The organism is Shewanella zhangzhouensis, assembly GCF_019457615.1.
Lineage (GTDB): Bacteria > Pseudomonadota > Gammaproteobacteria > Enterobacterales > Shewanellaceae > Shewanella > Shewanella zhangzhouensis.
This window is the reverse complement of record NZ_CP080414.1, coordinates 3,098,274-3,118,603: the sequence shown is the minus strand read 5'-3', so window position 1 is coordinate 3,118,603 and position 20,330 is coordinate 3,098,274. Positions and strand designations below refer to the sequence as shown.

18 protein-coding genes are annotated in these 20,330 nt (G+C 54.0%); 9 read left to right on the top strand and 9 right to left on the bottom strand.

Annotation, left to right across the window (positions count from 1 at the left end):
• Positions 1 to 10: 10 nt before the first annotated feature.
• The gene (locus tag K0H63_RS13575) at positions 11 to 1,654 is read right to left on the bottom strand and encodes an L-lactate permease (RefSeq protein ID WP_220065142.1); all 1,644 of its coding nucleotides are present in this window, start codon (positions 1,652 to 1,654) and stop codon (positions 11 to 13) included.
• Between the two features lie 573 nt (positions 1,655 to 2,227).
• The gene (gene nadK, locus K0H63_RS13570; protein WP_011760549.1) at positions 2,228 to 3,106 is read right to left on the bottom strand and encodes an NAD(+) kinase; all 879 of its coding nucleotides are present in this window, start codon (positions 3,104 to 3,106) and stop codon (positions 2,228 to 2,230) included.
• Positions 3,107 to 3,206: 100 nt separating this feature from the next.
• Here nadK and grpE point away from each other — a divergent pair, with 100 nt between their 5' ends.
• Positions 3,207 to 3,809 carry a nucleotide exchange factor GrpE gene (grpE, locus tag K0H63_RS13565; RefSeq protein WP_220065141.1) on the top strand — a complete coding sequence of 201 codons (603 nt, stop codon included), beginning with the start codon at positions 3,207 to 3,209 and terminating at the stop codon, positions 3,807 to 3,809.
• 60 nt (positions 3,810 to 3,869) lie between these two features.
• Here grpE and dxs read toward each other — a convergent pair whose 3' ends face one another.
• From dxs to xseB, 3 genes are read right to left on the bottom strand one after another with little or no spacing between them, the layout of a single operon-like run.
• Positions 3,870 to 5,738, bottom strand: coding sequence for a 1-deoxy-D-xylulose-5-phosphate synthase (gene dxs, locus K0H63_RS13560; protein ID WP_220065140.1), 1,869 nt, complete (start codon positions 5,736 to 5,738; stop codon positions 3,870 to 3,872).
• A gap of 19 nt (positions 5,739 to 5,757) precedes the next feature.
• A complete protein-coding gene (ispA, locus tag K0H63_RS13555) occupies positions 5,758 to 6,639 on the bottom strand; it encodes a (2E,6E)-farnesyl diphosphate synthase (protein ID WP_220065139.1) in 882 nt (293 codons plus the stop codon).
• Positions 6,639 to 6,878 (bottom strand): exodeoxyribonuclease VII small subunit, encoded by a 240-nt coding sequence (xseB, locus tag K0H63_RS13550; protein ID WP_220065138.1) that lies wholly within the window; start codon positions 6,876 to 6,878, stop codon positions 6,639 to 6,641. Before xseB ends, ispA begins: the two co-directional genes overlap by 1 nt.
• Positions 6,879 to 7,176: 298 nt before the next feature.
• Here xseB and pomA point away from each other — a divergent pair, with 298 nt between their 5' ends.
• From pomA to thiI, 3 genes are all read left to right on the top strand, one after another.
• Complete coding sequence (gene pomA, locus K0H63_RS13545; RefSeq protein ID WP_220065137.1) at positions 7,177 to 7,944, top strand: flagellar motor protein PomA; 768 nt, start codon at positions 7,177 to 7,179, stop codon at positions 7,942 to 7,944.
• Between the two features lie 4 nt (positions 7,945 to 7,948).
• A complete protein-coding gene (locus K0H63_RS13540) occupies positions 7,949 to 8,887 on the top strand; it encodes a flagellar motor protein MotB (protein ID WP_220065136.1) in 939 nt (312 codons plus the stop codon).
• Positions 8,888 to 9,128: 241 nt separating this feature from the next.
• Positions 9,129 to 10,583 carry a tRNA uracil 4-sulfurtransferase ThiI gene (thiI, locus tag K0H63_RS13535; protein ID WP_220065135.1) on the top strand — a complete coding sequence of 485 codons (1,455 nt, stop codon included), beginning with the start codon at positions 9,129 to 9,131 and terminating at the stop codon, positions 10,581 to 10,583.
• Positions 10,584 to 10,831: 248 nt separating this feature from the next.
• On the opposite strand, the gene K0H63_RS13530 is transcribed toward thiI, so the two are convergent.
• Positions 10,832 to 11,128, bottom strand: a complete 297-nt coding sequence (locus tag K0H63_RS13530) for a hypothetical protein (RefSeq protein ID WP_220065134.1) — start codon at positions 11,126 to 11,128, stop codon at positions 10,832 to 10,834.
• A 182-nt stretch (positions 11,129 to 11,310) separates the two neighbouring features.
• On the opposite strand from K0H63_RS13530, the gene K0H63_RS13525 reads away from it, so the two are divergent.
• From K0H63_RS13525 to rlmM, 4 genes are all read left to right on the top strand, one after another.
• Complete coding sequence (locus tag K0H63_RS13525; RefSeq protein WP_220065133.1) at positions 11,311 to 12,222, top strand: transcriptional regulator GcvA; 912 nt, start codon at positions 11,311 to 11,313, stop codon at positions 12,220 to 12,222.
• Positions 12,203 to 12,877 carry an alpha/beta fold hydrolase gene (locus tag K0H63_RS13520; RefSeq protein WP_220065132.1) on the top strand — a complete coding sequence of 225 codons (675 nt, stop codon included), beginning with the start codon at positions 12,203 to 12,205 and terminating at the stop codon, positions 12,875 to 12,877. The genes K0H63_RS13525 and K0H63_RS13520 overlap by 20 nt, the downstream gene beginning before the upstream one ends.
• Positions 12,878 to 13,264, top strand: a complete 387-nt coding sequence (locus K0H63_RS13515) for a DUF423 domain-containing protein (protein ID WP_220065131.1) — start codon at positions 12,878 to 12,880, stop codon at positions 13,262 to 13,264.
• A 92-nt stretch (positions 13,265 to 13,356) separates the two neighbouring features.
• Entirely contained in the window at positions 13,357 to 14,442 is a 1,086-nt protein-coding gene (gene rlmM / locus K0H63_RS13510) for a 23S rRNA (cytidine(2498)-2'-O)-methyltransferase RlmM (protein WP_220065130.1), read from the top strand.
• A 91-nt stretch (positions 14,443 to 14,533) separates the two neighbouring features.
• Here rlmM and K0H63_RS13505 read toward each other — a convergent pair whose 3' ends face one another.
• The 3 genes from K0H63_RS13505 to K0H63_RS13495 all read right to left on the bottom strand — a co-directional run bounded on the left by K0H63_RS13505 (position 14,534) and on the right by K0H63_RS13495 (position 17,202).
• Positions 14,534 to 14,968, bottom strand: coding sequence for a GNAT family N-acetyltransferase (locus tag K0H63_RS13505; protein ID WP_220065129.1), 435 nt, complete (start codon positions 14,966 to 14,968; stop codon positions 14,534 to 14,536).
• A gap of 198 nt (positions 14,969 to 15,166) precedes the next feature.
• Positions 15,167 to 15,778, bottom strand: a complete 612-nt coding sequence (locus K0H63_RS13500; protein ID WP_220065128.1) for a peptidylprolyl isomerase — start codon at positions 15,776 to 15,778, stop codon at positions 15,167 to 15,169.
• 413 nt (positions 15,779 to 16,191) lie between these two features.
• A complete protein-coding gene (locus tag K0H63_RS13495; RefSeq protein WP_011760534.1) occupies positions 16,192 to 17,202 on the bottom strand; it encodes an isocitrate dehydrogenase in 1,011 nt (336 codons plus the stop codon).
• A gap of 331 nt (positions 17,203 to 17,533) precedes the next feature.
• Between K0H63_RS13495 and K0H63_RS13490 the strand changes: the two genes are divergently transcribed.
• On the top strand, positions 17,534 to 20,281 hold the full coding sequence (locus K0H63_RS13490; protein WP_434086768.1) for an alpha/beta hydrolase family protein: 2,748 nt from the start codon (positions 17,534 to 17,536) through the stop codon (positions 20,279 to 20,281).
• The last annotated feature ends 49 nt before the right edge of the window (positions 20,282 to 20,330 follow it).

The window sequence follows — 20,330 nt, the reverse complement described above, 5'->3', positions numbered from 1 at the left end:
TTCAGCGGGATTAGAATCCGCCCCAAAGGGTTGCTATGGTGCCGGCAAGCAGGGCATACCCAAGCGCAACCGGCATGGTTTTACGAATAATTTCTGACTCACGTCCGGCCATGCCCACCACAGTGGCGGCGGCGACCACGTTCATTACGCACATCATGTTACCGGCGTTGGCCCCTATGCCCTGCAGCGCCAGGGTCAGCGCGTGGTTGGCGCCGATGTTGTCGGCCACGCTGTACTGCAGGCCAGAGAACATCATGTTGGAGAAGGTAGCGCTACCGGACAGGAAGGCACCGAAGATACCGACCACTGGCGCCATCCAGTTCCAAACAGCGCCCATGGAGCCCGCGAGCATATCGGCCAGTGCCACAGGCATGGAGGCGAGTCCCGCCTCATTGGCGCCTGAGTTCAGGAAGATTTTCACCATGGGCACAGAGGCACCAAGAGAAATCACAGTTGGGATCATGGACTTGAGTGACACGGTCACAGAGTTGCGCATGGCATCAGAGCGCATTTTGAACAGCACAAAACCCAGCAGACACACCAGCACAAAGAAGGCGCCAGGTGCATAAAGGGTCGCAAAACTGGCTTTCAGATCTGTGCCCAACAAATGAGTCCAGCTGATGTTAAAGCTGCCAAGCCAGGCTTTGAGTGGCGCTATGGTGCGGCTGGCAACCAGCAGGGCGGCCATCACGAGGTAAGGCGTCCAGGCAGCCAGCTGACTGAAACGTACCTCGGTATGGGGGACATCGTTACCGTTCTCGGTGGTTTCTTCAAAATCGTGCCAGGAGGTTTTGGGCAGCAGCCAGCCTTTGCGGGCAACAGGGATGACCATCGCCATACCAATCAGGGCACCGATTACCGAAGGAAACTCGGGACCGGCGACAAAGTTGATGATCCACGCAGGCACAGTAAAGGCAAGGCCGGCAAAGATGGCAAATTTCCAGATGGCGAGGCCTTCGGCAAAGGACTTCTTACGACCAAAGAATCCTGTCAGAACACTGACCATGACCAGAGGGATCAGGGTTCCGGTAATGAGGTCGATGGTTATCATGTGCATGGCGATATAGCGGGCATAGTCGCTGAAGTGGCCGCCATGTTCGGCAATCTGGGCTGCCGCCATGCTGGTACCGCCTTCAATCAGGCCTTGCTCCATACCAAAGAGCACCGGCAAGCCGATGGCACCGAAAGACACACAGGCCGAGTCGGCAATCAGTGCCACCACGGCTGCGGCCACAGGTGGAATGCCCAGCAGCACCAACAAGGGCGCGCCAATGGCGGCGGGAGTACCAAAGCCAGCAGAACCTTCAATAAAGGCGCCGAACAGCCAGCAGATGATGATGACCTGTACCCGTGCATCGGCACTGATATTGGTAAAACCGGCGCGGATGGTATCCATGGCACCGGAATACTTGAGGGTGTTCAGCAGGAACACCGCCCCGAAGATGATGGACAGTGGGGTCAGGGCTGACAGCAGGCCCTCTACCACGGATGCGGCCAGCATTTGGGTATCCATTTGCCAGACAAGAATAGCGGCGAGCGCCGTGACCACCGCCGAAATGGGCATGGCCTTGGATGCAGGGAGCCTGAGCAGTACCAGGAACAGCATAACGCTGATCACAGGTGACAAGCTGGCGAGAAGTTGAACGAATGTCATGATTGCCTCTTCTTTGGTTGCGTGTTGTTGCCGACATCGCTGTCGACCCATCGCCCTGATTATTGTTTTGCGCGGCGATTTGCATGGCTAAATAAACGTTGTTTGGCCGATCAAAAACTTGATACAGATCATTGGTAACAACAAACCCCCGAGCAATATCAGGCATTGGGAGTTCGCTCCAGTCGTCTTTTGGCTGGAATGTGATCTCCGTCGGCTTTGTTTTGCCATCCTTTATCGCATTAGGTAATAAGAACCGGTGGTTCTATTTATTTATGTGCAAAAAAGCCCGCTATGATGGCATAAACGGAAAAATCTGATCTTATTATTTCAGCTGTGTAGTTTAACTCGTTATTAATCAGCTACTGCTAATGAGTGTTTCGTCACAAAATTTGGTAAGACCAATTTATTGAAAGCCATCAACTGATGTTAATTGTCTGATATTTAGTGTTATTTTTGCGTTTAAAATTCGACGCGTGGTTGAGCGCTGCCACTGCTGCAGGGTAGGGCTACACCGGCCAAAATCTTGTTGAGTTTCGGTTTTGAAACTGCGACTGGTTATATTTCAGGGGATAATCAGAAAAGTTTGCTGCCCCAGCCCAGTTTGTTTCTCAGCACGTGGAAGTAATTGTAGTTTTTGGGATGGATGAGGCGCAGGCGTTCACTGCTTTGGCGAATAAAAATCTCATCCCCGGGCAAGACCGCCAGGGTGACGTGACCATCGCAGCTCACTTCGAGGTTCTCACCGTTTTCCGGTGAGACCACCAGTTTGATGGTGGAATTGGCATCCACCACTATCGGGCGGCAGGAGAGGGTATGGGGGAACATGGGCACCAAAATCAGCGCCTGAAGGTTGGGCGTCAAAATGGCACCGCCCGCTGAAAGCGAGTAGGCCGTTGAGCCTGTGGGAGTGGAGACTATCATGCCGTCGGCACGCTGGGAGTACATAAACTGATTGTCGATATAGACTTCGTACTCAATCATATGGGCAATTTTGCCCGGGTGCAGTACGGCCTCGTTGACGGCGGTGTTGCTGGCTTTCATGGTGCCATGGCGGTGCACTTCTGCTTCAAGCAAAAATCTGTGCTCAGTGATGAACTCGCCATCGAGCACGGCCGCCAGACTTTCTTCGAAGCCGTCGGGTGGCAGGTCGGTTAGAAATCCCAGATTGCCGCGGTTAACCCCAATCACGCCCACATCGAAACGGGCCAGCACCCGAGCGGCGCCCAACATATTGCCATCGCCACCCACCACAATCGCCAAATCACAGCGATTACCGATGGCCAATAAATCGACCGCCTCCACCTTGGCGCCCAGCTCCCCAGCGACTCTTTCTTCCACAAGCACTTCATAGCCCTGACTGCCGAGCCAGTGATGTAAACGCTTGAGCGTCAGGTTGGTACCGTTGTGGTGGGGTTTGCCGATCAGGCCGATGGTGTGGAATTGGGATGTCATATCGCGGAAACTGCGCCTTCAAGGCCTTGAAACGCCAGAATTGATCCCCATAATATGCCCTGTGTATGCAGAAACAAAGCATTTTTAGCTTGGAGTAGAGATGAGCAACGAATCGACCAACCCCCAACAAGAGCCCCTGGAACAGGTACAGGACACCGATGTCGTCACTGATGAGGCGGCGCTGGTAGATGAGCTGACCCAGGCAAACTTCCGTATCGAGGAGTTGGAGCAGGCTCTGGCCGCTGCCGAAGCCAAGGTGGAAGAGCAAAAGGACTCTGTTGTCCGTGCCGCCGCCGAAGTGGATAACATCCGTCGCCGTGCCGCCATGGATGTGGAAAAGGCCAACAAGTTTGCCCTCGAAAAATTCGCCAACGAGCTGTTGCCGGTCCTGGATAACATGGAGCGCGCACTGGCAGGCACCAACGCCGAAGACGAAGCCACCAAGGCCATGTACGAAGGCGTGTCTCTGACCATGAAGACTCTGGTCAATGCCGTGGAAAAGTTTGGCGTGAAAGTGGTGGACCCCATGGGCCAGCCCTTTAACCCAGAACAGCATCAGGCCATTGGCATGCAGCCAAACCCCGAGGTGCCAGCCAATCATGTGATGGTGGTTTTGCAAAAAGGCTATGAGCTCAATGGCCGTTTGCTGCGTCCAGCCATGGTGATGGTATCTCAGGGCGGCGGTGTAGACACCCAGGCCTGATGAACTGTCAGATAACAAAAAGGACTGCCGAGGCAGTCCTTTTTTGGTCGCGGCTTAATATCAGCTCGCGGTAAATGCGCGGATTTGCCCCTCGATACCGGCCGCATCCAGACCCAGCTCGCTCAGGATTTCTTCCGGGCCACCGTGCTTGATAAATTCATCGGGTATACCGATTTGCAGCAGGGGCTTCAGGCGGTTCTTGCTTGCAAGGAACTCAAGCACACCTGAGCCGGCGCCGCCCATGATGGCGTTCTCTTCCACTGTCACCAGCACATCGTGGCTGGCGGCAAGCTCCAGCAGCAAGGCTTCATCCAGTGGTTTCACGAAGCGCATATCGGCCACTGTGGCATTGAGGGACTCTGCTGCCGTCAAGGCGGCGGCCAGGGTGGTGCCAAAGTTGAGGATGGCAATCTTCTCACCCTGACGACGCATCACCCCTTTGCCGATGGGCAGGGCTGTCATCTCTTCAATCTGCTCGGCACCTGTGGCGCTGCCCCTTGGGTAACGCACTGCGCTTGGACCGTCGTTGTAGCTGTAACCGGTGTAGAACATCTGGCGGCATTCGTTTTCATCGCTTGGCGCCATGATCACCATATTGGGGATGCAACGCATGTAGCTTAAATCGAAGGCGCCCTGATGGGTGGCCCCGTCGGCACCGACAATACCACCACGGTCGATGGCAAAGAGCACGGGCAGTCGTTGCAACGCCACATCGTGGATGAGCTGGTCGTAGCCGCGCTGCAGGAAGCTGGAGTAAATCGCCACCACGGCCTTGTAACCTTCACAGGCGAATCCGGCGCCCAATGTCACGGCATGCTGCTCTGCGATGGCCGCATCGAAATATTGCTGCGGGAAGCGCTGGGAGAATTCCACCATGCCAGAGCCTTCGCGCATGGCCGGGGTAATGGCGAGCACTTTCTCGTCCTTGGCGGCGATATCACACAGCCACTTGCCGAACACCTGGGAGAAGGTGGGTAAACCGGGCTTGGTCGCCGGCTTACGGAACTGGGTGGGGTCGAACTTGGGCACAGCGTGCCAGCCGATAGGATCTTTCTCGGCGGGTTCGTACCCCTTGCCCTTTTTGGTCATGATGTGCAGGAACTGCGGGCCCTTGAGGTCACGCATGTTACTCAGGGTTTCCACCAGTCCATTAACATCATGGCCGTCGATGGGACCTATGTAGTTAAAGCCAAGCTCTTCGAACAGGGTACCAGGTACTACCATACCCTTTAGGTGTTCTTCGGTACGCTTGGCCATTTCCTTAATCACAGGCATGCCCTTGAGTACCTTCTTGCCACCTTCGCGAATGGTGGTGTAGAGGCGTCCGGACATGAGTTTGGCCAGATGGTTATTCAGTGCGCCGACATTTTCAGAGATAGACATCTCATTGTCATTGAGCACCACTAACATGTCTTTGTGCAGATCACCTGCGTGATTCAGGGCCTCAAAAGCCATACCGCCGGTAATGGCGCCATCACCAATCACGGCAACCACTTTACGGCCCTGGGCTTCTTTCTCGGCGGTGACTGCCATGCCAAGGGCGGCAGAAATCGAGGTGCTGGAATGGCCAACACTGAAGGTGTCGTATTGACTCTCTTCGCGCCAGGGGAAAGGGTGCAGGCCATTCTTCTGGCGAATGGTGTGCATCTTGTCGCGGCGGCCGGTGAGGATTTTATGGGGATAGGCCTGATGGCCCACGTCCCAAATCAAACGGTCGAAGGGAGTGTTGTACACATAATGCAGCGCAACGGTCAGTTCGACCGTGCCGAGGCCAGAGGCGAAATGGCCGCTGGAGATGCCCACTGAGGTCAGCAAAAACTGCCTGAGTTCATCTGAAAGCTGTTTCAATGCCGACTGAGGCAGCTGGCGCAGCTCTTCCGGGGTGCTCGCCAGGGCAAGCAATGGATAATTCGAAATGTCCAAACTCATAGCGAGATTCTTTTCTTTCTTATACTCGTCGCGCGACGATATAACGGGCAAAGTCTGCAAGTAGCTGACTATTGTATGGCATTTTAGCCAGCGCTGATAGTGCGTCGGCTACCAGTGCATCGGCAGTTTGCCGGGCGCCATCGAGCCCCAGCAATTTAGGATACGTGCTCTTGTTGGCATCCAGATCAGACCCCTGCGGCTTACCGATTTCTTCGGTGGTTGCCGTGATATCCAGGATGTCGTCCTGTACCTGAAACGCCAGGCCAATGGCATCGGCATAGGCTCGAAGTGCAGTCGTGTCGGTGTCGGAGGCATCGGCGGCAATCAGCGCCAGCTCCACGGCGGCACGAATCAGGGCGCCGGTTTTCAGGTTGTGCAGCCGGGTCAGCTCGTCGAGGCTGATGCTCTTACCTTCACCGGCAAGATCCAATGCCTGTCCGCCACACATGCCCAGATATCCCGACGCCTTTGCCAGCGCCGCAATCATGGCGACCTGCGCTTTTGGGGCGAGGCCTGCATCGGCTTCGCTGATGATTTCAAAGGCCAGGGTTTGCAATGCATCACCGGCGAGTATTGCCGTGGCTTCATCGAAGGCAATATGCACCGTAGGCTTGCCACGGCGCAGGTTGTCGTCATCCATGGCGGGCAAATCATCATGGATAAGGGAATAGGCATGAACACATTCAACGGCGGCTGCCAGTCGGTCCAGCTTGGCTTTATCCACCCCGAGCAATTCACCCACGGCATACACAAGGAAGGGGCGTATACGTTTACCGCCAATCAGGGCACCATGGCGCATGGCGGCCTTCAACGCGGGTGCGGTTTGAGGCAATGCATCTATATGTGCGGCAAGGACAGCGTCGACCCGGGTCTGGCAGTCGGCGAGGGCAAGTTTGAGCATTATTCTCCCTCGGGTAAAAAGTCGTCGAGTGGTGCATCCGGGGCCTGGCTCAGCAGGATGGCCACTTTTTGTTGGGCTTGTTCCAGCTTGGCCTGACTGGCTCGCACCAGCCCGATACCCCGCTCGAATTGTTTCAACGCATCGTCCAATGAGACGTCGCCCTGCTCCAACTCAGTGACTATGCGTTCCAGCTCTGCCAAAGATGCTTCAAAACTCAAATTTTCCGGTTTTTTGGCCACGGTATTTTTTCCTGCTGTGTCGGCGTGCACAAGGTATCTCACGAGGCTGACAGGGTCAAATTATGCGGGGGAATATTTGCCTTGGAGCACGCTTTGTTGCTGAATTTTTGTTAGAAAAAATAAATTGGCGCTAAACTTGCCGAAGCGCTGTCCGATAAATGAGAATAGCGACAGGGTCTTTAACCTCCGTCCTTTGTTATAGGTTTTGACATAATACCTGAGAGTGACCCTGGATTTTTGGCTTGCCGTTGGTTTCCTTTGCCTTCGGTTCTCATGACTGCGTAATTAAGGAGCATCTGTGGATTTAGCAACCCTCATTGGTCTGTTGGGCGCTTTTGCCTTTGTGCTGATGGCGATGGTGACCGGCGGCGGTCTGGCCATCTTCGTGGATGTTCCTTCCGTATTTATCGTATTTGGTGGCTCTCTGTTTGTGGTGATGATGAAATTCAACCTCAAACAATTTTTCGGAGCAGTAAAGATTGCCGCCAAGGCGTTTATGTTCAAAATCGACAAGCCCGAAGAGCTGATTGAGCAGTCAGTTGCCATGGCCGATGCAGCCCGTAAAGGGGGCTTTCTGGCGTTGGAAGAGGCACAGATTTCCAACAGCTTTATGCAAAAGGCAGTCGATATGCTGGTGGATGGCCACGATGGCGATGTGGTGCGTGAGGCCCTGGAAAAGGACATTGCCCTCACCGAAGAACGCCACAGAACAGGTATCGGCATCTTCAGGGCTTTTGGTGATGTGGCTCCGGCGATGGGCATGATTGGTACCCTGATTGGTCTGGTGGCCATGCTCTCCAACATGGATGACCCCAAGTCCATTGGCCCCGCCATGGCGGTGGCGCTGTTAACGACCCTCTATGGTGCCATGTTGGCCAACATGGTTGCCATTCCGGTTGCGGATAAGCTGTCACTGCGTATGAGTGAAGAAATGCTTAACCGCAACCTTATTATGGATGCGGTGCTGGCGATTCAGGACGGTCAAAACCCCAGGGTAATTGAAGGCTTCCTGAAAAACTATCTGGCGGAAAAATCCCGCAAGATAGATACCACGGACGGAGAATAGCGCTATGGCCAAGGCCAAGTGCAACTGTCCTCCACCGGGAGCGCCTCTGTGGCTTGCCACTTTTGCCGACCTGATGTCGCTCTTGATGTGTTTTTTCGTGCTGCTGCTGGCATTTTCCGAAATGGATGTGATGAAATTCAAGCAGATAGCCGGTTCCATGAAGTATGCATTCGGGGTGCAGAATAAGGTTGAGGTAAAAGACATTCCCAAGGGTACCTCGGTGATTGCTCTGGAGTTTCGTCCCGGCAAACCCGAGCCCACCCCCATTGAAATCATCAATCAGCAAACCAACGAGATGACCGAACCCATCCTCGATTTCCAGGAAGGGGAGAGCGAGAGTGCCGGAGGCGTGCAGCAACAACAGGGCTCGCAGCGCGGCGGTGAAGCTTCATCGACAGCACAGGAAACCGCTGAAAGTACCCAGAGCGATTCCTCTTCATCCCAAGAGCTTATCAACCAGCAGGTGAAGAAAATGGCTGAGCAGCTCAATGAGGAAATTGTTGATGGTGCCATTGAAATTGAATCTCTTGGCCAACAAATCATTATTCGTATCCGCGAGAAAGGCGCATTCGGCTCTGGTTCGGGATTCCTGCAACCCAGGTTCAGACCCGTTATTCGCTCCGTGGGTGAATTGTTAAAGGATGTCCCCGGCATCATTACCGTGTCGGGCTACACCGATGACATGCAAATCAGCAACGAGCTTTACAGCTCAAACTGGGACCTCTCCAGTAAGCGCGCTGTGTCGGTTGCCCACGAGCTGGTAAAGGTAAAAGGCTTTGACCCATCCCGGATGAAGGTGGTGGGCATGGGGTCCAACAATCCGTTGGTACCCAATGAATCAGCCGAAAATCGGGCCCGCAACCGCCGGGTGGAGATTGCCATTGAGCAGGGCAAACCCAAAGAGTCCGATGAAATACAGGTTGGCACCGATAGCGGTAATTAACCTTCGCCCTCAAGGCCCGGCCACTGCGCCGGGCTTTTTATTTGTGTTTGTGTCCGGCGTTGAGGTGTCTATTTGATGGCGGGAGTTGGTGCCGGGCGTCATTTTCACTCTATCCAGGCGTGCAACTGAGCTGACAGTGATGGCTGCCTCTGCCCCTCGGGGCCGCTTTTTGATATACTCCCGCGATTATCTTTTAGTTTGAACTTTAACCCTCGGCGCAAGCCTGTTTTTTGGAAGTCCCATGAAGTTTATCGTTAAGCTGTATCCCGAAATCATGATCAAGAGCAAACCGGTAAGAATGCGTTTTACCAAGATGCTCGAGTCCAACATCCGCAACGTGCTGAAAAAAATCGATGAGGATGCCAAGGTACAGCGCCAATGGGACAAGATCATGGTCAAGGTACCCAAGGACAAGCCTGAACTCACAGCGCTTTTTGCCGAGCGTCTGGCCCATATCCCGGGTATTCATCATGTACTGCAGGTAGCCGAGTACGACTTTGAGACCGTGGATGATATCTATCAGCTCGCGCTGCCGGTGTATCGCGACATGCTCAAAGACAAAACCTTTTGTGTGCGGGTAAAGCGTTCAGGTCAACACGACTTCAATTCCATCGAGGTTGAGCGCTATGTTGGCGGTGGTTTGAACCAGTTTACCGAAGCCAAGGGCGTGCAGCTGAAGAACCCGGATGTGACCATTCAGCTTGAAATCGACCGCGACAAGCTTTACATGGTCAGCCAGCGCATCGAGGGTTTGGGGGGCTTCCCCATTGCCGCTCAGGAAGACGTGCTGTCATTGATTTCCGGCGGCTTTGACTCGGGCGTGGCCAGCTTCCAGTTTATTAAAAAGGGTTCCCGTACCCATTATTGCTTCTTCAACCTTGGTGGTGCCCAGCACGAAATTGGCGTGAAACAGGTGGCCTACCACCTGTGGAAGACCTACGGCGAGTCGCACAAGGTGAAGTTTGTCTCTGTGCCCTTCGAAGAAGTGGTAACAGAAATCCTCGAGCGCATTGAAAACGGTCAGATGGGTGTGGTTCTTAAGCGTATGATGATGCGCGCCGCCACCCGTGTGGCCGATCGCATGGGCATTCAGGCTCTCGTTACCGGTGAGAGCCTGGGCCAGGTGTCGAGTCAGACCCTGACCAACCTGAATGTGATTGACCGCTGCACCGATCTCTTGATCCTGCGTCCACTGATCAGCATGGATAAACCTGACATTATTCGCGAAGCCCGTCGCATCGGTACTGAAGATTTTGCGGCGTCCATGCCCGAGTATTGTGGTGTGATATCCCAGCGCCCTACGGTGAAAGCGGTACTCTCCAAGGTGGAAGCCGAAGAGCAGAAGTTCTCGGAAGACTTGCTCGATCGCGTGCTGGCGAAAGCCGAAGTCATTGATATCCGTGATATTGCCGTTGCAACCAGTGAGCGAGTGACCGAAACGGAAACCGTCTCCAGCGCGACCGGAAATGAAGTTATTATCGACATCCGAGCGCCGGAAGAAGAAGAGTCCAGACCCCTGGATGTGGACGGCGTTGAAGTGAAGGTGATCCCCTTCTTCAGGCTGGCCACCGCGTTTGCCGAGCTCGATAAAGACAAAACTTACCTGCTTTACTGCGAGCGTGGCGTGATGAGTAAACTGCAAGCTCTGTATTTGCAAGAGCAGGGCTACAGCAACGTGAAGGTATATCGTCCCTGAGCAGGCGCTGAACCTTCAGGCGGCATTACGCAAAGGGCACCGATAAAAATAGCAGTGTCCCGAACGACATGCCGCCAGCCTCAAGCTGATTGCTGGTCTCTAGCCGATTGCTGGTCTCAAGCCGACTGTTCGCCGCAAGACAGGCTTTCACAGTTCAGGGGCTAAATTCAGACAACAAAAAAGCCGCATTATTGCGGCTTTTTCTATTTACCAGTGTGTTCGTGTTAACCGGCAATCAATGCGATTTGTTACTCGGCCTTGGTCGCAGTGGCGTCGCTTTTGGCGTCTTCCTGATTGGCCAGCAGCAGGGTCGCGCCCTGGTTATCGGCGCGCAGCTCGTCCTGGATTTTGGCCATGCTCAGGGTCAGCTCAGAGGTGATGGACTCATGCAGGGCTTCAGTATCAAAGACAATGGCATCAGCGCTCAGCGTGGTGGTTTCTTGGTTGGCACTGGCGGTTGCACAAAAAGCAGCAAACAGCATCAGGGCAAAAGCGGATTTCAGGTTCATCATGGTAAGCGCCTCCGGGCGTATCAGTTGGGTCACCCCTTCGCTTCATCTTTCTGCGTATTCGGGGTCACTCGTCAGGCATGCTTACTCCGATTAAAAGCCGCCCGACCATCTCGTTTGTTGGCGCAAAATTTACGCAAAAAGCCTTTCATTAACAAACGATAAAATGTAACAATGCGGATTAGAAAAACTAATTAAAAAATGAGAGTGGGATCACCATGTCAAGACGACTTCCTCCGCTGAATGCCGTAAAGGCCTTTGAGGCCGCTGCACGGCACCTGAGTTTTACCCGCGCCGCCGAAGAGCTCTTTGTTACCCAGGCGGCGGTGAGCCATCAAATTAAGGCGCTGGAAGACTTTCTGGGATTAAAATTATTTCGGCGAAAGAACCGTTCTTTGCTGCTCACCGAAGAGGGGCAGAGCTACTTTCTCGACATCAAGGATATTTTTACCCAACTGTCCGACGCCACCGACCGTTTGCTGGCCCGCAGTGCCATTGGCTCGTTGACCGTGAGTATGTCGCCCAGTTTCGCGATTCAGTGGTTGGTGCCAAGACTTGCCAAATTCAGCGAGAAGAATCCCGACATCGACGTGCGTATCAAGGCGGTGGACAGCGAAGAGGGGTCTCTCACTGATGACGTGGATGTGGCCATCTATTATGGGCAGGGCAGTTGGCCAGGGCTCAGGGCCGATAAACTGCGTAACGAAGTACTTATCCCCGTGTGTTCCCCCATGCTTCTCAATGGCCCCAAGCCCCTTGAGAAGCCCGCAGATCTTAAGCATCACACCCTGCTGCACGACATGAGCCGTCACGACTGGCAGGCCTGGTTTCGCCAATGTGGCGTCACCGACGTGAACGTGAACCAGGGACCGATTTTCAGTCATTCGTCATTGGTATTACAGGCCGCTGCCCATGGTCAGGGTGTGGCGCTGGGGTACAGCGTGCTGGCCCGCCCGGACATCAAAGCCGGTCGCTTGGTAGTGCCTTTTCAGGAAGTGTTGGTGAGTAAAGATGCCTACTATCTGGTATGCCAGCAAAACCATGCCGAGCTTGGCAAAATAGTGGCGTTCCGTGAATGGATGCTGGACATGTTTGCTGAGGAGTCACGCAGTGAACTCTTGCCCGCCTGAAGCCCTTAACCAGACAAACACAGCGCTGCCATCCTGGCTTAAGCTCGATGGCGAGCCCGGGGATGTGATGGTGCTCTTTGCCCACGGCGCCGGTGCCGACATGGACTCGGACTTTATGGCGGCTATGGCTTCAAGGCTTGCCAGCCAGGGGGTAGCTGTGGTGCGTTTTAACTTTCCCTATATGGAGCAGCGCAAGCTTGACGGCAAGCGCCGTCCTCCCAACCGCGCCCCTGCGCTGCTCGAGTGCTTTCGCGAAGCCATTGCCATGGTTCAGACGACCTACGGGCCAAAACGATTGTTTCTGATGGGTAAATCCATGGGCGGGCGCATGGCTGCCATCCTGGGCGCTGAGTTTGATGTCGCGCAGATTGCAGGCATTCTTTGTTTGGGTTACCCCTTTTTGCCGCCCAAGGGGAAAGCAGTGCGCCTTGAGCCCTTGGCGAATTGCCAACTGCCACTTTTGATAGTGCAGGGTGAGCGCGACAGCTTTGGCACCAGGACGCAGGTTGCGGCCTGGGATGTGCCAACAGCCGTGAAATTCTGCTGGATTGCCGATGGCGATCACAGCCTGACACCACGCAAGTCGTCAGGGCTTACCGAAGCGGATAACCTGAAGGCTGCTGCTTCAGCCTGCCTTGAATTTATGGAGAAATGAATGAATAGGGGTTTGTTTTTATTCGCATCTGTGACCGGCTTTCTCGCCGTCGCCCTCGGTGCTTTTGGTGCCCATGGCCTTAAAAATCTGGTGAGTGCCGAGATGGTTTCAGTGTTTGAATTGGCGGTTGAATACCAGTTTTACCATACCTTTGCCTTGCTCGCCGTCGCACTCGCCTGGCCCCATATTGCCTCCCGATTACTGAGCTGGGCGGCCGGTTTTTTTATCGCTGGTATGGCGCTCTTTTCTGGCTCTTTGTATGCACTGGTCATGACGGGAGCCAAGTGGTGGGGGCCTGTTACCCCGCTGGGCGGAACCTGTTTGCTGCTGGGATGGTTGCTGCTCGGCGCGGCGGTATGGCGCAGCCGGGTCGTTGATGGCAAATAGCCAAGAGACGTTCGCGCTGTGATATACTCGGCGCCAATTTCTGTTTTTGCGGCCTGTGGGCCGCTTTATGTTAGCGCCAACGAAGAATCGCAATGAAAAACCTGTTCTTATATTGCCGTGCCGGTTACGAAAAAGACTGCGCGGCCGAAATTCAGCAGCGGGCCGCCGAGCTTGGTATTGGTGGTTTCGTCAAAGCCAATCGCGACGATGCCTATGTGGTGTTTCAGGGCTTCAGCCCCGATGATGGCGATCGTCTCGCCAAAGATCTGCCGCTGGACTCGCTGATTTTTGCGCGGCAGATGTTCGCCTGCGGCGATTTGCTCGATGACTTTTCACCGGAAGACAGGGTGACTCCTATCACTGAGAGTCTGGCGGAAATTGAACGTGCAGGGGAACTGCGGGTAGAAACCCCCGACACCAACGAAGCCAAAGAGCTGTCGGCCTTCTGCCGTAAATTCACCGTGCCCCTGCGTCAGGCGCTGAAAAAGCGTGGCGTGCTGCTGGAGAAAGAAAGCAGCCGTCGTCCCATAGTGCATGTGTGCTTTGTGGCGCCCAACAAGGCCTTTACCGGTTATTCGTTGTCAAACAACAGCTCTCCCCACTTTATGGGGATCCCGCGGCTCAAATTCCCGTCCGACGCCCCGAGCCGTTCGACGCTCAAGCTGGATGAAGCCTTTATCCACTTTATTCCCCGCGAGGAGCATGAAACCCGTCTTCGCAGTGGCCTCAATGCGGTGGATTTGGGCGCTTGTCCCGGTGGCTGGACCTATCAACTGGTACGCCGTGGCATGATGGTACATGCCATCGATAACGGCCCCATGAACCATGATCTGATGGAGTCAGGGCAGGTGACGCACCACCGCGCCGACGGTTTCAAGTTTGAGCCGGCTCGCCGCAATATCTATTGGTTGGTATGTGACATGGTGGAAAAGCCCGCCCGTGTGGCTGAGTTGATGGAATACTGGGCGATTCAGGGCTGGTTTAAAGAGGCGATTTTTAACCTCAAGCTGCCAATGAAGAGTCGCTACAAAGAGGTATCGCAGATCCTCGCCAATATGCATGTCATCCTTAAGGAAAACGGCATTCACGAGTTTCATCTGGCCTGTAAGCACCTCTACCACGATCGTGATGAAGTGACTGTACATCTGTGGCTAAGACCCAGCTCTCCCTGGATTTGATAGTCACCACAAGGCTTGCATGTCTAACAAAGGTGCCCTGAGGCGCCTTTGTTAATTTTGAGATGAAACACTGGCCAGTCAAACAGACCTTTTATAGCTTCTTTTCAAATAGCAGCAAGGCTCTGCCATTGTGCTCAACAACATCAAATTGCTGGTAACCCTGCTTTTTGTAGATGTGTATACCAGGTTCGTTCTCAGCGAATACATCCAGCCATATCCTGTCAGCCCCAAGATGTCGTAGGCAGTACTCCTCCATTGCCTGCATGGCTTGCTGTCCTGTGCCCAGCCCCTTGCGATGCACCACAATTCGCCTGAATTCCACACTGGAGCCCTCAATGGCCAGGATAATAAAGCCGGCAACCCGCTCCCGGTGATAGATAGTCAGGTAGCAAACCTCGTCTTTTACCATTTCGGCCAGGTGCTTCTCTCGGGTGTAGGGCAGCACGTACATTGCCGTGTCCGGGGTGCTTTCCATTGCTACGAATACGTCTACCTCGGTTACATTTGATTTGGCTAACTTAATCAAGGCGTTGTCCTTTGTGAATATCAGATCCCCCTGTGTGCTCAGTCAGATGAGTTCGCGCAAGGAGTGGCAGTGCTTTTTCATATCGGGGCAAGGATGGTTAACCGGGATACTTGCCCGGAACTCAGGTTGAGTGTGCTCAAGACTGAATAAAAAAGCCACCCTGAAGGGTGGCTCGGAATTGGCAGCTAACTGATCTTATCAGCTGGCAGGGCAATTCATCTCGGTTACCGATTCAATCACGACTTCATCCACAGGCACATCGCTGAAGCCGTTTACGTTGTGGACAGGGGCGATACTGATTTGGTCAACCACTTCCATTCCGGACAGTACCTTGCCAAATACCGCATAGCCATAGCTGCTGGCAGAATAATCAAGCTGGGGATTATCCAGTACGTTGATGAAAAACTGCGAGGTGGCCGTATCCGGTGCAGCAGTGCGAGCCATGGCCAGGGTGCCGCGATCGTTACTGAAGCCCACGCTGGCTTCGTTTTTAATCGCCGCATCCGTGTCTTTTGGCACGAGACCGCTGGTATATCCACCGCCCTGGATGACGAAGTTATTTACCGCGCGGTGGAACAGGGTGCCATCGTAAAAGCCTTTGTCGACATATTGTTTGAAGTTATTGCCGGTGATGGGGGTATTGGTCGTGTCGATGGCAAGTGTTATGTCACCAAGATTGGTGCTCATCAGATAACAGGCATCGGCTTTAAATACGACCGGGGTATCCGGTACTTCCGGCGCCGGGTCATCACTGCCACCGCCACAGGCGACCAGGTTCATGCCGATTAACAATCCTATGATTTTTTTCATCTTATATCCCTTACAGCACCTCAGGGTGCGACTGCTTTTATCTGTCTGCCGGGCACGTGGCAGGCAGGCATTGTGACCACAAATTGATGCGTGGGCAATTGCGATTGGTGGCTAAATAATGAATTGATACAAAGAGATACAGTGGCTTTTTGTTTGTTGCTGCAAGGCTTTGATGGGGATGGTGGGTTAAGTGGTTGTTACTTTAGTGGGTTTTAACTGGTGATGAAACCATGCTCAGCATGCAGCCTCGATATTGCCGGTGAGATGACGTCAGGCCATGAAGGGAGATGGCAACTGAGCTTAGGCTGAAATTTGGGTGAGCCTTGGGTATTGGCTCCAGCGGGGAATAAAAAAGGATGAGCCTGGGCTCATCCTTTTTTATGGTGTTTGCCGCGTCAGATGACGCCGGGCACTCAGGCGAGTCTGTCGAGGACCGCTTGAGTGAAGTCGGTGGTACCGTGGGTACCGCCGAGATCGCGGGTAGTACGGTCGCCTTCTTCAATCACAGCCGCAACGGCATTGCGGATAGCCGCAGCTTTGTCAGCCATGCCGAGATATTCCAGCATCTGTACAGAAGCCAGGATCACGGAAGTGGGGTTAGCCAGGTTTTTACCGGCAATGTCCGGAGCGCTGCCGTGTACGGCTTCAAAAATGGCCGCACTGGCACCGATGTTGGCTCCGGGCGCCATACCCAGACCACCCACAAGACCGGCACACAGATCTGACAGGATGTCACCAAACAGGTTGGTGGTTACAATCACGTCGAAGTTTTCTGGGTTCATCACCAGCTTCATGCAGGTGGCGTCCACGATCATTTCTTCGGTGGTGATGTCGGGATAGCGCTGGCTTACTTCACGGGCCACTTTCAGGAACAGGCCTGAGGTGGACTTCATGATGTTGGCCTTGTGCACTATGGTCACTTTCTTACGGCCTTCCTTGCGGGCCAGCTCGTAGGCAAAAGTGGTGATCTGCTCAGCACCCTGACGGGTGATAATGCTGGTGGCTTCGGCAGTACTGCCGTCATCTGATACTTTCTGGCCGTAACCGGAGTACATGCCTTCGGTATTTTCACGGACAGTGATGATGTCGATATTTTCGTATCTGGCCTGGGTTCCCTTGAAAGAGTTCACTGGGCGCACGTTGGCATACAGGCTGAACTTTTTACGCAGGGTAACGTTGATGGAGGTAAAGCCTTCACCAACGGGAGTGGTCAGTGGGCCTTTCAGGGTAATACGGTTCTTTTCGATAAGATCCAGCGTACGCTGAGGCAGCAGTTCACCATGCTTTTCCAGAGCCGTCAGGCCAGCATCGGCAAATTCATATTCGAAGTCGCAACCCGCCTTGTCGAGGATTTTCAGAGCGGAGTCGATGATGCTTGGGCCGATCCCATCACCTGGGATTACGGTAATCGTTCTTTTAGACATGGATATTCCTTCCACGGTTGGTGGTTACTGCAATTGTCGGCTTCCGCGAGCGGAAACAAGACTGGAATTATGTGATTTATGTCTCGGTTAGTTTAAACACTTTTATACACTTTTCACAGGAAAAGGTGAGCAAACACTCGGTTTTTTCTGTAGGCTAACATGCATAAATCAAGGCTAAGAAAGATGATTCAAAGCCTAAGCCTTAAAAAGTCTACTTTAGTCGAATAACAACTTATAAAGAGGACGACCTTTGAAGCCTTCCGCTCTATTTTGCGCTCTGGCAAGTGCCGCCAGTCTGAGCTTGCCTGCCCTGGCAGCGCCTTCGGGCAACATGCAAGTTCAGGACATCATGAAATTCGAATCTCTCAAAAAACCTGTGATTGCTGATAATGGCTCACTGGTGGCGGTGGAAGTTGCACCCGACAGAGGGGATAGCCATACCTTGCTGCGTTCAACCACAGGTAAACGCCAATTGAGCATTGCCGGTGCTTCAAAGCCTGCCGTCAGTGCCGATGGCCGGTATGTGGCCATGGTGCTGGAGCCTTCGCTGCTTGAAAAAGAAACCAGTGATGCCAAAGCCCGTAAAAAATTGAAGGACGGCATGGTATTGGTGGAAGTCGCCACCGGTAAAGAGCAGCGTTTTGCCCGGGTGAAGGAGTTTGCCTTCAACGATGCCGGTACTGTGCTCGCGGTCTGGTTTGATGCCGAGGAAGACAAAAAGGACAAGGCCGACGATAAGGCGGCAGATGCCTCTTCCGTGACCGAGACCAAAGCTCAAGCTGGTGAAGAGAGCGCCAAAAAGCCCAAGGTGGATAAGGCCGACAAGGGATCGCCACTGACGCTGATAGCCCTCGAGAGCGGCAAACAGCTCGAATTACAAGATGTCACTGCCTATACCTTTGACAAAAAAGGCAAAACTGCAGCGGTGTTGGTAAATGATGCTGCGCAGGGTAAGCATCAACTGCTGTCGGTTACCCTGAGTGACCTGAGCCAGCAGCAAAAGTACAGCGCCGAAACCGAGCAACTGGGGGCGCTCGCCATAAACCACGATGGCAGCCAGATTGCCTTCAGCGCCGGCGTGGCCGCCGACAAGGTGGATGAGCGTCAGTACCGTCTCGGACTTGTGAATGGCAAGGGGGACGTCAGCTTTGCCCTGCATCCCGATGCCTGGGTTCTGAACCAATATTCGCGGCTGTCGTTTTCCGATGACGGCGAGCGGCTGTATTTTGGCACTGTGCCTGAAGTCAGTAAGGTGCTTAGCCTGCAAAAGTTCAGTGATGAGGCGAGTCTGTATGACACTGCGACTATACGTGACAGCCGCGGTCTTAAGCTATGGCATGGCGATGACCCGCGGATTAAGCCCCATGAAATCAAGACCTATGACAAGCTGAAGAAGCAGACACTACTGGCCGTATGGCACCTGGCGCGCAATCAGGTTGTGCAACTTGCCACCCCTGAAGTGCCGGAAGCCAAATCCATAGAGTACGGCCGCTTTGTGCTGGGCAGCTCCAGTGAACCTTACCTGAAAGAAATCACCTGGGCGGGGTTTTACAGCGATTTTTACCTTATCGATACCCTGAGCGGGGAGCGCACGGCGGTGGCGCTGCGTCAGCCGTCAAACAGCGAGCCCAGCATTTCGCCACATGGTCGCTACGCCGCGTATTTCCGTGAGGGGCAGGTACAGCTCCTGGATGTGGCTTCAAAGCAGCTTAGGGCGTTGAATGCCAATCTTGACGTGCCATTTGCCGATGAAGACCACGACTATCCCTCCGATGCGCCGGGTTATGGTTTCGGCCCCTGGCTGGCTGATGAAAGTGGCCTGTTGGTATACGACAAATACGATATCTGGCAATTTGCTGCGGCAGATGCCAAGGCGCTTAAGCTGACTTCGGGAAGAGACAAAGGCATCAGCTACCGGGTTGAAGGTCTGTATCAGGACAAAGACCAGGCGCCTGCCACCGCGAGTGCCAGTCAGAGTCTGCTCGTGAAAGGCTACAACGAGCGCACCAAGGCCGATGGTTTCTACCGGATCACCCTGGGCAAAGAAGGCCTTAAAACCCTGCATGCCAAAGAGGAAAAACTCAGCGTACTGGCACGCGCCAGGCACGCCGATACCCTGGTATTCAGCCGTGAACGTTACGACCGTTTCCCGGACCTTTACAGCGCCAATGTGCTGGAGGTGGATGATGCCCGCCGTTTAACTGAGCTTGACGCGCAGCGCAGCCAGTTTGGCTGGGGTAAGGCCGAACTGGTGCACTGGACCAATACCGACGGTGAGCCGCTCGATGGTGTTCTTATCAAACCCGCAGGTTACGAGGCTGGTAAGCGTTACCCTGTGCTGGTGTATTTCTATCGCTTTATGAGCGACCGTTTGCATGCCTTCCCGGCGATGAACATCAACCACAGACCCAACTTTGCCTGGTACGCCAACCAGGGCTATGCCATCTTCCTGCCGGACATTCGTTTTGAGGTGGGCTATCCGGGTAACAGCTCGGTGCAGGCGTTGACCTCTGGCGTGCAAAAGCTGATTGAAATGGGGATTGCCGATCCCAAAGCCGTGGGTATTCAGGGCCACTCCTGGGGCGGTTATCAAACGGCCTTTGCCGTGACCCAGACCCACATCTTTGCCGCTGCCGTAACAGGGGCTCCCGTTGGCAACATGACCAGTGCCTACAGTGGCATTCGTCATGGCACCGGCCTTGCCCGTCAATTCCAGTATGAAACCGGCCAGAGCCGTATCGGTGAGAGTCTGATGCAGGCGCCGCTGAAATACGTGGAAAACTCGCCGGTGTTTTATGCTGACCGTATCAAGACGCCCATGATGATCATGTTCGGTGACAAGGATGATGCGGTGCCATGGGAGCAAGGGGTTGAGTTGTATCTGGCCATGCGCCGTGCCGGTAAGGATGTGGTGTTGCTGCAATACGAGGGTGAGCCTCACCATCTTAAGCAATACGGCAACAAGCTTGACTACAGTATTCGGATGAAGGAATACTTCGACCATTACCTGAAAGGTGCCAGGGCGCCAGCGTGGTTGGAGCAGGGCGAACCCTATCGCGAGTACGCCAAAGAAGACTGAAAGGCGTGATTGCTTAAACACGTCCAGCAATAAAAAAGCCGCCCAGAGG